Genomic DNA, 15,282 nt, shown 5'->3' on the forward strand with positions numbered 1-15,282 from the left:
GTTATATTCCTTCAGCAGCTTGAACCTTTTCAACTTGTTTCTTTTTAAGAACCAACATTATTTGTGATAAACCAACTCCTATAAAGAAAATTATCATTCCAATAACTCTTGCTTTGCTTTGTAGAACTATTTCTTTGTCAAGTTGACCAAAGCCTCCAACATTAGGATCTTCCGTTAATTTGGCACCTTTCTCGATAATGTCACCTTCTTTAACTAATAATGAAGTCCCTGCAGGAATATTTTCTGCAAAACTTTCTCCTTCTTCATTATTTAGATTAATAATTTGTGTACCATCTTCATTTGTATCAATTGAGCTTATTGTTCCAGAATTGGTTGCTGTAAACATATTGTTATTGCTCTTTTCGCCAGTTGGATAAACTTGACCTCTTCCTCTATTACCTCCTACATGAATTGAATACTTTCCAAAGTTGAAATTTTTGTCTTTTCTAGGATCAGGTGAAAGTACAGGGAAGACAATCTCTCTGTTTTGATCACCAGGTAAAGGGCCTACTAAAATAATATTTTCTTGTTCCTCGCTGTATTGAGTGAAGTAAACACCTTGTGTTTCTTCTTTTATTTCATCAGTCCATCTTTCTTGAGGAGCAAGTTTAAATCCGTCAGGAAGCATTACAACTGCCCCAACTTGGAGAGGGACTTTGCTGCCATCAGCTCCAATTTCTTGTAAATCCTTTTTGTAAGGTATTTCTACGACTGTTTTGAAAACACTATCAGCAGCAACTGACTGAGGTACTTCAGCTCTAGTAGGCATACTTGCTACATGACAATTAGCGCAAACAATTTTTCCAGTTGCCTCTCTAGGATTTTCGAATTTTTGCTGCGCCCAAAATGGATATGCCCAACTTGGTTGTGGAACTAAGAATATTGAAAATCCAAGAACAACTGAACAAAGGAAAAGTTTTAATGAACGACTCATGGTTTTAGAAGTGGTATTGAAGTTTTTTTTCATTTATTTATCAACCCCACCAAGGATCAATACCAGTTCGAAAATCAGTTTCTGTCCACTGACTTATTAGAACTTGATCATCCTCGACTGAGACATGAGCTAAAGCTAGTGATAGAGGGGCTGGACCTCTTACAACTTTCCCTGTCTCATCATATTGACTTCCATGACATGGACACATGTATTTATTTGCACCGCTATTCCAAGGCACTACACAGCCAAGGTGTGTACAAATAGCATTGATCCCATAACTAGTTATTGCATCCTCGCCTTCAACTATTAGATAGGTAGGGTCACCTTTAAGACCTTGGACTAAACTCCTGTCTCCAACTGGATGAGTAGATAGCCATGCACTTGCCTTTACTGGATTGCCTAGCTCATCCTTAGCATTCGTTCCACCTCCACCTCCACCGGCTCTGTAGGGAGTGAAGTATTGAGCTACTGGATATAAAGCTCCTAAGGCAACCCCTGTGACGGTACCAAAGGTAAGCAAGTTCATGAACTGCCTTCTGCCCATTGAGGGCACATCTGCAGCATTCATTTGTGTCATTACAGATGTTCACCTGAGTTCTGATATTAGACCAGAATGGACACCAAAAGTTTATTAATCTCTGCCAAGACTGGCTTTTGACATGAGTTTTAAATCTAATGAGTTAAATTTTGGCAGCTCATCTTCTTCAATTCCCTTGGAAGTAGACGAGGTAGTGGGGTGCTTAAGAAGGCGATGGGGTGTCACATATGATTTGAAATTGTTAATCAAAAAAGACAGAATATATTTACAAATGATGTGGGGATTTTTAGAACAACAATCTTTCCCATTGGAGGAAGAGACCTTTCGAGAAAATTTGAATCGAACTTTAGAAATTATTAATCGTGCAGGTCAATCGGATTTCGTAAGAAATTGGTTGGAAAATGTACAGGCAAAGCCAAGACTTGGAAGAGCAATAACCTTACGGTTGCCTATGGATCAAAGGATGGACGAATTTGTCCTTTGAGATTTGTTGTTAAAGCCACTAACCCAATTCCAACAAAAAACAAAAAAGTTATCGATGATGATAGAAGAAGCATGGTTATGGGATCAGTCGATGGAGTTAAAACAGCTCCTGCAACTGCTGAAGCCATAACTACTAATCGCCATGCTGTTAGCATCTTTTTCCAAGAAATTATTTCTAAGAAACCTAATATCAATTGAAGGATTGGTAACTGGAAGGCTAAACCAGTTGAAAGCATAAGCAGAAGTACAAAATCTAAATATTTTTCTATTGACCAAAGTGGTTCAACAACATCAGCACCATAATTTATAAGAAAGCCCAAAGCGGCAGGTATCAAAGCCTTCCATGCAAAGAAAATTCCTAAGAAAAATAAAATTGCTGAACCAGCAACAGAGGGGGCTATTAGAAGTTTTTCTTTTTTAGTTAGCCCAGGAAGGATGAACTTTAAAAATTGGTAAAGTATAAAAGGGAGGGAAATAGTAAGCCCCCCATAACCTGCAACTTTTATTGAAGTAAATAAGAATTCACCTGGCGCTACTTGTAAAAATTGTATTTTTCCTGCCGGTATCTCCAATGCCTGTACAAGCCTTCTAACAAATAACAAGCAAAAACCTGATGATATAAGAATTGCAATGAGACTCTTTAGTATCCTTTGGCGAAGTTCTTCAAGATGATCAACTAAAGGCATCTCAAGGGATTGAAATGGCTCAACTGAACTAGCTTTTTCCTTTATCCTGATAGGAGGAGGAGCTTTAAAAATATTTTCTTTTTTGTTGGAGCTATTCAGGTTGATTTAGTTAATGAGGTTATTTTAGTAGAAAATTCAGTTTGCAAGCATGCAAAAAACTTTTCTATCTTTTTTATGAAAAAATAATTAGATAAATTATTTGTATTCAACTATAGGAAAGATTTTTTTATTTGTTTTTTGTCGGGTCAGGCAAAATAAAAGGTGGACAATCATTTAATGAAGATTCACCATAACTTGCATATTCTTTGTAGCCTCCCATTTTCCCATTGGTTTTCATTAAAGCGCTGGTAAATGCCAATAAAAGGAAGACAGTTGGAGCTCCAATAATTAATGCCGCTCCGAATGCATATCCAATTAAGAATTCTGGGAAAGAATGATTACCTAGAAACTCATGAGTGCCTAGCAAAAAGTCAATCATTTTCATCTTGTCTAATGAAGCTGATAGTAAGTCATTGAAGTTCACTTGTGGTGGAAATATTTCTCTGCTCGCTCTGCTTTCCCCCAAATCACCTTTCCTCCTCTATGGCTAACTGTTCCAGGTAAGGCTCCTGATATCCTTTGAAGATTTTCAATTGGCACCATTAAAATTGGTACTTGCTTGTTAGCTCTAGCCCGGCTAAAGAGAGAAGCTAAATCAGCTGCTAATTGAATATCTTTTTCATCGAAAAGTCCGTTGGATGATTTCAGTACAACATGGCTTCCAGGTGATTCTTGCGCATGAAACCAAAGGTCACCTTTCTTTCCTTTCCTTAAACTGATTAATTCGTTTTGCCTGTTGTTACCTCCTATTTGAATCTTTAGACCACTTGGACTTTGAATCTCTTTTATATTTGAAGTCTGTTCTTTATTCCTATTTGATTTAAACTTGGATGTATTTTTTTTAATGCAAATATATTCCTCGACTTCTTCTTTAAGTTCAATAATGGATTCTAGATTGTTTTTGTTATCATTATTTTCACCATACATTAATGAATTAAGAAATAATTCACAATATTCAATATTTGATATTTTTTTCTTGTAAAAATTGATTCTATTTAGAATTGATTCTTTAGATCTTTTTTTCCTTTTAGCCTCTTTAAATAGTCTTTGAGCCTCAATTATTTGCTTCTTAGTGGGAGATTGTAAAGTGAGAAGATTATTAGCCTTGTTTTGCATCGTTATATATTCAGAAATATTTTGAATTAGTAATTCCTGTTCCTCAAGCTTTCTGATTTCGTGATCTTTCGAATTCTTTAGATCTTGTTTCAATTTTTCTCTAATAGAATTTATTTTTCTTTCTGCAATTTTATTTGAATAATAGATGCTAAGGCTAATTCCTATTTTACTATTTTTAGCGTTTGACTTCATTTGTCCCCAGACTACAAAATCAGTTGCTCCTTTAAAATTAATAGAGTAATTGTTATTCTCAATATCTAATAGCCACTCTTTCCACTTTTTATATATTGCTTCCCATATATCTAATTCAATACTTGTTACTGATTGATTTATTATATTGATAGCGTCGTTATAATTATTGCCTGCAATTTGTAATGTTAGAGCAGGACTTATTCCTTGGTAAGTATCTTTTAGACTATTCTTAAATGTTGATGGAACTAAGCAAATATTATCTTTCCATGAATTGAATGATTCAGAGTAATCAGGAATTAAGCCTTTAAGAGGTGGAGGGGAAGTATAGATATCTCCTGTTCCTATTGGCCTTAATCTTGATTGACTCTCTTTTATTTGTTTCCCAAGAGTAATTACTTTTTTTTTGCTATCTAAAAGTAAAATATTACTGTGTCTACCCATCAACTCGACTATCAATTCTTTCTCTATCTCTTTTCCAGGTCTGCTAGATAATTTAAATCTTACTATTCTTTCAAAACCAGTTTGTGTTATTTCTACCAGAGCTAAATTGACCAATAAATGTTTTACTTGTTTCGCTAATGTACTTTTCTCCCCATATCTTTTTGGTGGCGGTATTGATACAATTCTTGGAGATTCGGCAAGCCAGCTTATTTCTATCCATGTAAGCTTTTCTAGGGTTCTAAATCCTAGTTGAATAGTATGTGAATCAATTTGCTGTGCATTTTCAAATCGACTTGGAACTATGTCTTGACTAAGTTCAAATACAACCGCTTTAAGGGTTGTTAAGTCCATAATTTGAATGGGAACTTTGTTCATCTATCATCCTTTTAACTTCATAAATGATGTAATTAACCTTTATTAGGTAAATTAGATAGGATTTGGTTATGTCATCTTCAGGAAATCTTACTGTTCTCACTGGCCCAAGCGGGGTGGGTAAAGGAACAATTGTTAGGAAAATCCTGGATAGTCATAGTGATGTATGGCTTTCTATTTCTGCTACTACTCGCCAGCCAAGATCTGGAGAAATTGATGGAGAACATTATTTTTTCTTAGAAAAGAAAAATTTTCAAGAAATAATTGATAATCAAGGTTTTCTGGAGTGGGCTTCATTCTCTAATAATTTTTATGGAACCCCAAAAAAAATAGTTAAAGAAAAAATAGAAAAAGGAACTAATGTTCTTCTTGAAATCGAATTAGAAGGAGCTCGACAAATTCGAAAGTCGTTTCCTGAAGCATTACAAATATTTTTAGCACCACCTAATTTATCTGAACTTGAAAAAAGGATTAGAGGCAGAGGTACTGAGAATGAAGAAGCTATTAAAGATCGTTTGAAAATAGCAAATAAGGAACTTGTTGCGAAAAAGGAGTTTGATGCTGTAGTTATTAATGAAGATATTGAAAAAGCCTTCAAGGAAATTGAAGGCTTAATGGGATTAAAAACTTTAACTTAATTAATAATTTATATTCTTAAAAAGACATTGGGTGGAAAAGCAAGTCAGGCACAAATCTATTAAATTCAACAATAATACTTGCTGTTAATGTGATCCAAATAGTTGCGACGACTGGTGCTGATCTAAACCATTTGGTACGAAATAATTGAAACATGATTAAGAAAAATTAAGTGATTTTTTTAATTAGAAAAATAATTTCTTAGCCTCTTGGACCATTAAGAGAAACATTATTGTCTTTTTCCCTAAGCTCTCCATTCTTTCCCTCTCTGTTTGCTTGTAAAGGCCAAGCGGCACCTCTTTTTAAGCATTGCCAAGCAAGATCAGTATCAATAATAATTTCAAATTCTGCAGCGTTCTTTTTACCTCTAACAGCTCTTACATACTCCCTTCCTGACCAACCAATAATACCTGCAATATAGATAAACATTACTCCAGGAATAAGTAGATCTCCTTCATGACCTCGATTAATCCATGCACCCCAAGGCTCAATAGGTGGACCAATTATTAAATGAGGAAGCCCATCATCTCCACATAAGGCTTTGCTATATCTTGCAAATCTTTTTATGGCCTGGTCTGTGGAGGCGGCGCTTGCTCTCTCTTGGAAACGAGGATTATCAGCACAAGAGACCAAAGCAGAAGCTGTGAAATCTGTAGGAGCTCTATCAGCGTTTAGTGCTGGGCCTGGCCTTGCATTAGCTATAGGAGCTATTCCTAAGAAAAGAAATGCTGAAAGTAGAATTGATAAAAGACGACTCATGAGTTCTGATTTTTATCTGTTGCCCTGTTTTAATGGGATTTCAATACTAAACTTAGTTGATCATTAGCTATAAATGTCAATAATTTTATCCCTCGAAACAAGTTGTGACGAGTCTGCAGCAGCTTTAGTTTCAGATGAAAAAGGAAAAATTGATTTGATAGCTAATGAAATAGCTTCACAAATTGAAGAACATGCTAATTGGGGTGGAGTTGTTCCGGAAATTGCGTCAAGAAGACATGTTGAAAATCTTCCATTTTTAATTGAAAAGGTTTTTGCAAAATCAAAATTACAGATGAAAGACATAGATGCTGTGGCCGCAACTGTTACTCCAGGTTTAGCAGGCTCACTTTTGGTCGGATCAATTACTGCAAGAACTTTAGCTAATTTGCATCAAATTCCATTTTTAGGAATTCATCATTTGGAGGGGCATCTTTCATCAATATATTTGTCAGAAAACCATCCTAAACCACCTTTTCTAGTCTTATTGGTTAGCGGAGGACATACTGAATTGATAAAAGTAGATATTCAACATAAGTATCAACGTCTTGGTAGAAGTCATGATGATGCTGCTGGAGAAGCTTTTGATAAGGTCGCAAGACTTTTGGGACTCTCATATCCAGGCGGGCCGGCAATTCAAAAAATAGGTAAATCTGGAGATCCAAAAAAATTTTTATTTCCCAAAGGGAGAGTCTCCAAGCCTGAAGGTGGTTTTTACCCATATGATTTTTCTTTTAGTGGTTTGAAAACGGCTGTGTTTCGACAGGTAGAAAAAATCAAGTCAGAAAATAAAAAATTACCAATAGAGGATATCGCTGCAAGTTTTGAAAACGTAGTGGCTGAGGTCTTAGTAGAGAGGAGCTTTCGATGCGTTCTTGAGCAAGGTTTAAATTCTCTTGTTTTAGTGGGAGGAGTTGCTGCAAATGAGAGATTAAGGGAAATGATGATTGCAAAAGCATCTGAAAATTCAATTAATATTGCTCTTGCACCAATGGAATTTTGTACTGATAATGCGGCAATGATTGGTGCTGCAGCTTTGTTAAGGTTAACATCAAAAAATATCCAAAGTTCAATGGAACTGGGTGTTTCCGCTCGTTGGCCTTTAGAAAAATCTGATTTACTTTATGATTCCAATCCTCCTTTCTAATCTATATTTTTAAGCTTTTATTATGTCTTCAAAGCAAAGAGATGAAGCAAATAAATCTACTAGGCTTGCAAGCTCAAGTGAACTTAATTCATGGAAAAGAGGATTCACTCCTCAAGCTGAGATATGGAACGGCCGAATGGCAATAGCAGGTTTGATTATTGTATTAACTATCCTTTTAGTTTCAAATTTAATTTTTTCTGGTTAGAAAAAACCATTAGTTCTAGGGTATTATCTGGTTTTAGTTGTTTGTTGTCATTTTGCTTATTTAGTGAATGCGGATCATATCGATGGATTTTAAAAAGAGAGCTATTAATTGGTAAAAAGACGGTAATTTTTATTGGTTTGAATCCATCAAAAGCAAATTCATCGAATAACGATAGGACTCTTACAAGGATAATTAATTTTTGTTCGAGATGGAATTACAAAAATATTTATATAATTAATCTATTTGGAAAGATTTCCAAGTCTCCTATTCAACTATCAAAAAGCAATGATCCAATAGGAGAAAATAATAATTTAATTACTTTAAAATCATTAGAATTTTGGAGTGAAAATAATAATTGTGACTTGTGGTTAGGATGGGGTGATAAAGGTCAATTAAATGGACGTGATCGTAAGGTTCTAAAATTAATTAAAAATTTTTCAAATTTCAAGTCAAACAAAAATAATTTTTATAAACGTGTTTTAAGTCTTGGTCTTAGCAAAAAAGGGAACCCTCGACACCCTTTATATATGCCTAATGACTCTTTACTAAGAAAATTTAATATATAATTTTTTAATTGGTTTTTTCAATTCTTTTCTAAATTATAAATAATATTTGGATTCAAAGGGTTGCTACTCTATAAGAATATGTAAGTAAAATCAGCTCATTAACTTATTTATTTTTATTAGGTAGATTTAATGGATACTCTCTTATGTTTTCATTGCTAGTTATTTATGACTCCTGAGAGGCTGGGCTTGCTCTGGGGTATCACAGTTTTTTCTGGAGCTGGTGCGAGATTACTATCAGTGCTAACAGGACTTCCTGGGGTAGTTTTATTATTGCTATCTGGCTTGTTGATTGGAAGATCAGGTCTTGGATTAGTTGAACCTTTAGATCTGGGCAAGGGGTTGGAAACAATAGTTGGTTTATTGGTAAGCCTTGTTTTATTTGATGGTGGCTTGAATCTTCGATTTCCAGCAGGGCCCATTAAGTCAATAGTTCTTAGAATTTCTTCAATTAGATTAATTATTTCATTAGCAGCTGGTTTCCTTGCTGCGCATTGGTTTGCAGGACTTGGTTGGTCAGTAGCAGGAGTTTATAGCGCAATTGTTCTTGCTACTGGGCCAACTGTTGTGACTCCATTAGTCCGACAAATTCGACTTGCATCTCCATTAAGTGATGTTCTAGAAGCGGAAGGTTTGATACTCGAACCTATTGGGGCAGTCCTAGCACTATTGTTGTTAGAGCTTGTTGTAGGAGATTTGCATGGCTGGAGAGAGCTATTGCTTGGACTGCTTTCAAGACTTGGAGGAGGAGTCTTAATAGGTTCAATTGGGGGCTTATTGCTTTCAGAATGTCTTAAGCGCTTACGATCCGAGCCTTATATCGGGCTTAGATTGCAACTCACTCTTGGGGTGGTTTTTTTACTTTATGGAGTCTGCGAATGGTTATTACCTGAATCAGGCTTGCCTGCATCTGTTGCCGCAGGGTTTGTTGTAGGACAAAGACCCTCTACACAGGCGAATGAACTTGACAAATTAATAAGAGAATTAGCTCAGTTAGCAATAACCATGCTTTTCCCTCTATTAGCAGCAGATGTTTCATGGGGGGAATTAAGTCCTTTGGGGTGGGGAGGTATAACTTGTGTGCTTTTTTTGATGATTGTTGTGAGGCCAATAGCTGTATCGATCGCAACTTATGGTCTACCTCTTGATAATAAGCAAAGATTGTTTCTTGGTTGGTTAGCTCCGCGTGGAATAGTTACTGCTGCAGTTGCTTCTTTGTTTTCCATTAGATTGGAGCAGGCGGGTGTTTTAGGAGCAGGAAAACTTCAGGGATTAGTCTTTTTGACAATATTGATGACAGTTGGCATACAAGGTTTAACAGCTCAACCTTTAGCAAAAATGTTGGGTTTATTGGATGAAGATCAAAATCTAGATAAACCGACTAATACGGGCTCTATCTTTACTGAATCTTGAGAGTAAAATCCAACTTTGAATTAAATCTGGCCCATTGAGAGTTCCAAAAAATGCAGCTCTAAGACTTTTCATAACCAGACCTTTTTTTACTTCGCAGTTTTTTATTACTTGATTTATTAAATCAACAGCTTCTTCTTTACTAATGAATGCAGAATATGAGTTTTCTAGCTTTTTAAGAATAAACTTTAAAATTAATTTTGCTTCTTTAATTTCCAATTGCTTTTTACCGTCATTCATTAATTCAGGTTCTTCAAAAAAAGGTTTAGCTTGATCAACTCCATCACTAATGAGAACCATTGACGGTCCTATTAGATCTGCAAGATCGTTTCCCCATTCTTGACTTGGTATATACCAACCATTTTCTTTGAACAAAGGATCTAAGTTTTCCAATAGAGTTTCAGCTGACATTTCATGAATTACTTGAGAGTTGAGCCAGTTCAATTTGTCCCAATCAAATTTTGCTGAAGCTTTATTAACCTTTTTAAAACTGAAAATTTCTGAAATTTCTGAAATTTTGAATCTCTCATTAATTCCCTCTGGAACTGACCAGCCAAGTAGAGTCATATAATTTGCCATCGCTTCAGATGTGTAACCCATCTTTTTGAATTCAGAAATAGAAGTAACCCCATCCCTTTTTGAAAGTTTTTTCCCTTCAGAATTAAGAATTAAAGGAGTATGAGCGAAAACTGGAATCTTGAGATCAAGAGCTTCGTAAAGAAGAATTTGCTTTGCTGTATTTGCAAGATGATCTTCTCCCCTTATGACATGAGAGATTTTCATTGCTGAATCATCAGCTACAACAACTAAATTATATAAGGGGTCGCCAATTGAATCTGCTGGTGCTCTTCTTGCAATGACCATGTCACCGCCTAAATCTTTCCCACTCCAGGTCATTTCTCCTCGAATTAAGTCATTCCATGAAATTAATTTTTGATCACTGATTTTGAATCTGATAACAGCTTCTCTTCCACTCTTTATAAATTCAGATTCTTTCTCTGGAGTTAAATTTCTGTGCCTGTTGTCATATTTTGGAGCTAAGCCATTTCTCTTTTGTGTTTCTCTCATTTCATCTAGTTCAGCTTCTGATACATAACACCTATATGCAAATCCTTTAGCAATAAGAGCTTTTATAATTTGTTTGTGTTCGTTTACTCTTTCACTTTGAATTATTGGGGTTTCATTCCAGTTAATTCCTAGCCATTGGAGGCCATCGTAGATATTTTTTATATACTCCTCTTTTGATCTTTCAGTATCAGTATCTTCAATTCTTAAGAGGAAAGTTCCACCTTCTTTTTTTGCAAATAACCAGTTGAATAGGGCCGTTCTAGCTGTTCCTAAATGAAGTGTTCCAGTTGGACTTGGTGCCAATCTTACCCTAACTGTCAAAGCTCTAATTCGATTGAGATACGGGACCGACGGGATTCGAACCCGCAACTTCCGCCGTGACAGGGCGGTGCTCTAACCAGTTGAACTACGGTCCCAGTTTTAGGCCTTGAAAAGGATTTTATCTTTCATTAGAAATCCTTAGTATTGCCCCAATGAGTATCATCCTCAAAATGCCTTCTAGTCAACTAAGGATTAATATTGTTGACTTAAGAACTATCTTTATAAGGTTTTTTTCAAGCTCACTCTCAATCAAGAGAGAAATCCTCATGAAATAAAACTAAATAAGTAGATGGTTTTTAAGGACGGAAACCTGCAGGCTCTATAAGCCTAACTTGATTTCCACGAGCTGTGAACTCGCGGCCTTGGTCGCTTTGCACTACTACACGGCCACCTGATTTTACACGAATAACTCGAGCCCTGACCCAGCCTAAGGCGGCTGACTCTAGAACTTTTACGACATCGCCAGGTTGAAGATCTAACTCCATTCTTTAAATAAGTAACTGCAAAAAAGGTTTTCGAACGCGCCGTGGAGGACTTGAACCCCCGACATCAGGTTTTGGAGACCTGCGTTCTACCAACTGAACTAACGGCGCATTTTATATACCCTTTAAGTCATTGTTGACCAATGACTTTTGATTGAGGAGGCCGAAACCTCAGCGGTCGAAGCGCTGCTTTACGCGTGTGGCTTTGCCCACTCGCTCACGCAGATAGAAAAGCTTCGCTCTTCTTACTTTACCTCGGCGCTCAACCTTAATGGATGCAACTTGAGGACTGTGAACCAGAAAAACTCTTTCAACTCCTATCCCTTGGAAAATGCGTCTTACTGTGATTGTCTGATGAATCCCTCCATGTCGCTTTGCTATTACGACTCCTTCATAGGGCTGAACTCTCTCCTTATTACCTTCACTTATTCGGACACCAACACGAACAGTATCTCCAACGTAGATATCAGGGAGATCTTTGCTTAGTTGAGAATCTTCAAAAGTCTTTATTATTTCTGTAGGAGAGAGTTTTTTGATTGAAATTTTCTTTCCTTTAGATTTTGCTTGAGACGCATTTTTTACTCCAGACTCCTTTGGAGCATTTGATTCGTCTTCAACTTGTACCTCTTCTGAAGAGGGCTCTTTAGAATCAACAGACATCACCAATTACTCTTAATTTGACCGAACGTATATTGTAACCGCTTGTTTCTCAAATTAAAAATTTTTATACATCTGATTTTTTCGTTTCTATCTGACCAAGATTTTTCCATTTAGCTTTTATCTAGTCATTGATTGCTCATTTAAAAAAAATCAGTCTTTTAAAAAACTACTTTAATATAGAAATTTTATTAAAGATAAAGAATTTTTTTAATGAAAGTCTCCCTAACCATTTGGTAGTTTAACTATTATTAGATAATTAATAAATGCAAATTTTGAGGTTTTTACTTTTTTCCTAAACAATGAAACTATTTTCTGATCTTCTTTCATCTGCAAATTCAAAAAAACCTATAAATAATGGGCCTGTTATTCAACAAAGGAGAGGAGTTGAAATTAAGTCTTCTAGAGAGATAGAAATTATGCGTAAATCTAGCAAAATAGTTGCAACTGTATTAAGTGAAATTAGAGACCTAGTCAAACCTGGAATGTCTACCTTGGATTTAGATAAATATGCAGAAAAACGAATAAGAGATCATGATGCAAAACCAAGTTTTAAAGGATACCATGGCTTTCCAGGGAGTATATGTTCAAGCATAAATAATGAGGTTGTTCATGGAATACCAAGTAAGACAAAAATCATTAATGAGGGAGATTTACTTAAAGTAGATACAGGAGCTTTTTATAATGGTTACCACGGTGATAGTTGTATAACTATTTGTGTAGGTGAATCTTCAGATGAAGCAATTGAACTAAGTAAAGTAGCGAAAGAAGCTTTGATGCTTGGAATTAAACAAATTAAGCCACAAAATAAACTTCTTGATATAGCTGGAGCTATCGAAGATTATGTGAAAGCGAATGGTTATAGTGTAGTCGAAGATTACACTGGTCATGGAGTTGGTAGGAACCTTCATGAAGAACCTTCGGTTTTTAATTTTAGAACTAATGATTTACCAAATGTCTCTCTAAGAGAGGGGATGACTATAGCCGTTGAACCTATTATTAATCTTGGTTCAAAGCATTGTAAGACTCTTCGAGATGGATGGACAGTAATTACAAAAGATGGAAATCTATCTGCTCAATGGGAGCATACTGTTTTGGTTACAAAAAATGGTTTCGAGATACTTACTGACAGAGGAGACTGATTTGATTTTAAGTTGATTAGTTTGAGTAAATTATTTTTATAAATTTTGAATATAATATTCGAATGGATTCAATAATTGGCATTAATAAATATGTTATCGGATTGGGAGTTACTATAATTAAATAATTTTCTTTTTCTGCTTTTTTGATTATTCTTTCTGCTACAAATTCAGGTTTCAGAATTCCTTGTGGGTTTAATTTCGATTTGAAGGGGCCTAGTATTAATTTTTTGATAATCAAGTAATTACTTTTTTCAATTGATAATTTACTTTTTTTTAAACTTACTAGTTCACCGATTAGACGTTTTGTTATTTCATATACAGGACTAAAAGCTATTTGGATCTCTGCTTCTGATGTATTTATCCATATTTCCTTTGTACTATCTTCATTATTATCTATTGCTAAGTCCTCAAAGATTTTAATCAATCTCCAATAGCTCAGTGCATTGATTTCTATAGCTTTATTTATTTCATTGAAATCAATAATTTCTTTTGGATTAAATCCATGGTTAAGTATTAAAATATCAATATTTTTAAGACTACTTGAGAGTTCATCTTCTTTTCCACATGACCAGTAAATCCATTCATTCGGTGCGCTTGCATCAGAGTTAACATGGTTTTTTTTGCTATGAGTTAACCCAACCATATAAGCCCCCTTTTTTTTCAGTTCCTGAATAAGAGACTTACCAAGACTCCCGGTTGCACCCGTTATGGCAATTCTTAACCCTTTAAACCTTGAACTTTTTGATAAGTTTTTGTTCATTTAATTGAATCCATTGTATTTCTTCCAAAAAATAGGAATTACTAGAGTATTTTTGTCTAATTAGAATTTTATACAGATTTGGTGTTGAGAAGTTTTTCAAAAAGCCTAAACTTATAAAGTTATTAATCTCTCATCAGGTCTTTAATTAATGAGCAAGACCTTTCTAATAGGATCGTGTGAACCATTTAGCGGTAAATCAGCATTAGTTCTTGGTATTGCAAGAAATTTGATTGCTTCTAATCATTTGGTTAGATTTGGTAAGCCATTAGCCACAAGTCTTGAATTAAATGTCTCGGGTAGTGGAGATAATCAAGATCTGATTGATGATGATGTCAGGTTTGTTGGAGAGACATTAAATTTATCTGCTGAAAATTTAATTCCTTCCATTCAGTTTTTGGCCGCCTCTACAGCAAGCAGAAGGATTCAGGAAAATATTTTAGATGCTGGAATTAAATTTGAGGAGTTTAAATCCTCTCTTGATTCTTCGGATAAGGTTATCAATATTCTTGAGGCGGCCGGCAGCTTACATGAAGGACTTTTATATGGATTAAGTCTAAGCCAACTCGCTAAAGGTTTAAACGCTCAAGTATTACTTGCTCATTTCTGGCAAGATAGTAGAAGTGTTGAAGCTTTATTGGATGCTAAAAATCAACTTGGAGAAAATTTATGTGGTGTTGTTTTAAATGCTGTGAACCCTGATCAAATCAAGGATATTAAAGAGAATATAGTTCCATCTCTTAAGTCACTAGGTTTAGAGGTCTTTGGAGTAATGCCTAGGTCTCCTTTGCTGAGGAGTGTCACTGTGGAAGAATTGGTTAGACGTCTAAATGCTCGAGTTATTTGTTGTTCTGAAAGGCTTGAGTTGATGGTAGAAACATTGAGTATAGGTGCGATGAGTGTTAATAGTGCAATGGAATTTTTTCGTAGACGGCGTAATATGGCCGTAGTGACAGGAGCTGATCGAACTGATATTCAATTGGCGGCTTTGGAAGCCTCTACTCAATGTCTAATACTTACTGGAGCAGGTGAACCATTACCACAATTAATTAATAGATCAGAAGAATTGGAAGTTCCACTATTGAAAGTTGATAGAGATACACTCTCAACAGTTGAGGTTATTGAGCAAGCATTTGGTCATGTTCGTCTTCATGAAACTGTCAAAGCTACTTATGCCTTTCGTTTAGTTCAAGAACATTGTGATCTTCATCGAATCTTTAAAACTTTGGGAATTTTTACTGGAATTCACTAATAGTGCTAACTTTACATTATCTGAA

19 protein-coding genes and 2 tRNA genes are annotated in these 15,282 nt (G+C 35.4%); 8 read left to right on the forward strand and 13 right to left on the reverse strand.

Features of this window, described 5'->3' with window-relative positions; genetic code table 11:
- Position 1: 1 nt before the first annotated feature.
- Both petA and petC read right to left on the reverse strand, forming a co-directional pair.
- The gene (gene petA, locus O5633_RS11125; RefSeq protein ID WP_269609788.1) at positions 2 to 967 is read right to left on the reverse strand and encodes a cytochrome f; all 966 of its coding nucleotides are present in this window, start codon (positions 965 to 967) and stop codon (positions 2 to 4) included.
- Positions 968 to 974: 7 nt separating this feature from the next.
- A complete protein-coding gene (gene petC / locus O5633_RS11130; protein ID WP_269609790.1) occupies positions 975 to 1,511 on the reverse strand; it encodes a cytochrome b6-f complex iron-sulfur subunit in 537 nt (178 codons plus the stop codon).
- Positions 1,512 to 1,593: 82 nt separating this feature from the next.
- Between petC and O5633_RS11135 the strand changes: the two genes are divergently transcribed.
- Positions 1,594 to 1,956: a DUF3067 family protein gene (locus O5633_RS11135; RefSeq protein ID WP_269609791.1), complete on the forward strand. Its 363-nt coding sequence runs from the start codon at positions 1,594 to 1,596 to the stop codon at positions 1,954 to 1,956.
- Here O5633_RS11135 and tatC read toward each other — a convergent pair.
- The 3 genes from tatC to O5633_RS11150 all read right to left on the reverse strand — a co-directional run bounded on the left by tatC (position 1,922) and on the right by O5633_RS11150 (position 4,864).
- Positions 1,922 to 2,641: a twin-arginine translocase subunit TatC gene (gene tatC / locus O5633_RS11140; RefSeq protein ID WP_269609792.1), complete on the reverse strand. Its 720-nt coding sequence runs from the start codon at positions 2,639 to 2,641 to the stop codon at positions 1,922 to 1,924. The two genes, O5633_RS11135 and tatC, sit on opposite strands and share 35 nt — an antisense overlap.
- Before the next feature lie 226 nt (positions 2,642 to 2,867).
- A complete protein-coding gene (locus tag O5633_RS11145) occupies positions 2,868 to 3,119 on the reverse strand; it encodes a hypothetical protein (RefSeq protein ID WP_332299685.1) in 252 nt (83 codons plus the stop codon).
- Positions 3,120 to 3,160: 41 nt separating this feature from the next.
- Positions 3,161 to 4,864, reverse strand: coding sequence for an Rqc2 family fibronectin-binding protein (locus tag O5633_RS11150; protein WP_269609796.1), 1,704 nt, complete (start codon positions 4,862 to 4,864; stop codon positions 3,161 to 3,163).
- A gap of 68 nt (positions 4,865 to 4,932) precedes the next feature.
- Here O5633_RS11150 and gmk point away from each other — a divergent pair, with 68 nt between their 5' ends.
- A complete protein-coding gene (gmk, locus tag O5633_RS11155) occupies positions 4,933 to 5,499 on the forward strand; it encodes a guanylate kinase (RefSeq protein WP_269609799.1) in 567 nt (188 codons plus the stop codon).
- A gap of 16 nt (positions 5,500 to 5,515) precedes the next feature.
- On the opposite strand, the gene psaJ is transcribed toward gmk, so the two are convergent.
- Positions 5,516 to 5,653: a photosystem I reaction center subunit IX gene (psaJ, locus tag O5633_RS11160; RefSeq protein ID WP_269609801.1), complete on the reverse strand. Its 138-nt coding sequence runs from the start codon at positions 5,651 to 5,653 to the stop codon at positions 5,516 to 5,518.
- Between the two features lie 45 nt (positions 5,654 to 5,698).
- Positions 5,699 to 6,256 (reverse strand): Photosystem I reaction center subunit III, encoded by a 558-nt coding sequence (locus O5633_RS11165; protein ID WP_269609803.1) that lies wholly within the window; start codon positions 6,254 to 6,256, stop codon positions 5,699 to 5,701.
- A gap of 73 nt (positions 6,257 to 6,329) precedes the next feature.
- Here O5633_RS11165 and tsaD point away from each other — a divergent pair, with 73 nt between their 5' ends.
- The 4 genes from tsaD to O5633_RS11185 all read left to right on the forward strand — a co-directional run bounded on the left by tsaD (position 6,330) and on the right by O5633_RS11185 (position 9,581).
- On the forward strand, positions 6,330 to 7,400 hold the full coding sequence (tsaD, locus tag O5633_RS11170; RefSeq protein ID WP_269609805.1) for a tRNA (adenosine(37)-N6)-threonylcarbamoyltransferase complex transferase subunit TsaD: 1,071 nt from the start codon (positions 6,330 to 6,332) through the stop codon (positions 7,398 to 7,400).
- Positions 7,401 to 7,422: 22 nt separating this feature from the next.
- Positions 7,423 to 7,605: a high light inducible protein gene (locus O5633_RS11175; RefSeq protein ID WP_269609807.1), complete on the forward strand. Its 183-nt coding sequence runs from the start codon at positions 7,423 to 7,425 to the stop codon at positions 7,603 to 7,605.
- A gap of 44 nt (positions 7,606 to 7,649) precedes the next feature.
- Entirely contained in the window at positions 7,650 to 8,171 is a 522-nt protein-coding gene (locus O5633_RS11180; protein WP_269609808.1) for a DUF1643 domain-containing protein, read from the forward strand.
- Positions 8,172 to 8,336: 165 nt separating this feature from the next.
- Positions 8,337 to 9,581, forward strand: a complete 1,245-nt coding sequence (locus O5633_RS11185; RefSeq protein ID WP_269609810.1) for a cation:proton antiporter — start codon at positions 8,337 to 8,339, stop codon at positions 9,579 to 9,581.
- Here O5633_RS11185 and gltX read toward each other — a convergent pair.
- The 5 genes from gltX to rplS form a co-directional block, all read right to left on the reverse strand.
- Entirely contained in the window at positions 9,537 to 10,967 is a 1,431-nt protein-coding gene (gltX, locus tag O5633_RS11190) for a glutamate--tRNA ligase (RefSeq protein WP_269609812.1), read from the reverse strand. The genes O5633_RS11185 and gltX overlap by 45 nt on opposite strands.
- Positions 10,968 to 10,988: 21 nt before the next feature.
- Positions 10,989 to 11,062: transfer RNA gene (locus O5633_RS11195), tRNA-Asp, on the reverse strand.
- A 201-nt stretch (positions 11,063 to 11,263) separates the two neighbouring features.
- On the reverse strand, positions 11,264 to 11,452 hold the full coding sequence (locus tag O5633_RS11200; RefSeq protein ID WP_006043540.1) for a hyperconserved protein Hcp: 189 nt from the start codon (positions 11,450 to 11,452) through the stop codon (positions 11,264 to 11,266).
- Between the two features lie 35 nt (positions 11,453 to 11,487).
- Positions 11,488 to 11,560: transfer RNA gene (locus tag O5633_RS11205), tRNA-Trp, on the reverse strand.
- A 60-nt stretch (positions 11,561 to 11,620) separates the two neighbouring features.
- A complete protein-coding gene (gene rplS / locus O5633_RS11210) occupies positions 11,621 to 12,109 on the reverse strand; it encodes a 50S ribosomal protein L19 (protein WP_269609814.1) in 489 nt (162 codons plus the stop codon).
- 299 nt (positions 12,110 to 12,408) lie between these two features.
- Between rplS and map the strand changes: the two genes are divergently transcribed.
- Entirely contained in the window at positions 12,409 to 13,248 is an 840-nt protein-coding gene (map, locus tag O5633_RS11215) for a type I methionyl aminopeptidase (RefSeq protein ID WP_269609817.1), read from the forward strand.
- Between the two features lie 16 nt (positions 13,249 to 13,264).
- Here the strand turns inward: map and O5633_RS11220 are convergent, their stop codons facing one another.
- On the reverse strand, positions 13,265 to 14,008 hold the full coding sequence (locus tag O5633_RS11220) for an SDR family oxidoreductase (RefSeq protein WP_269609819.1): 744 nt from the start codon (positions 14,006 to 14,008) through the stop codon (positions 13,265 to 13,267).
- Between the two features lie 148 nt (positions 14,009 to 14,156).
- Here O5633_RS11220 and O5633_RS11225 point away from each other — a divergent pair, with 148 nt between their 5' ends.
- Positions 14,157 to 15,257: a phosphotransacetylase family protein gene (locus O5633_RS11225; RefSeq protein WP_269609821.1), complete on the forward strand. Its 1,101-nt coding sequence runs from the start codon at positions 14,157 to 14,159 to the stop codon at positions 15,255 to 15,257.
- Positions 15,258 to 15,282 lie beyond the last annotated feature (25 nt).

The sequence above is a fragment of the Prochlorococcus marinus str. MIT 1013 genome, from assembly GCF_027359395.1.
In the GTDB taxonomy this organism is placed as follows: domain Bacteria; phylum Cyanobacteriota; class Cyanobacteriia; order PCC-6307; family Cyanobiaceae; genus Prochlorococcus_B; species Prochlorococcus_B marinus_E.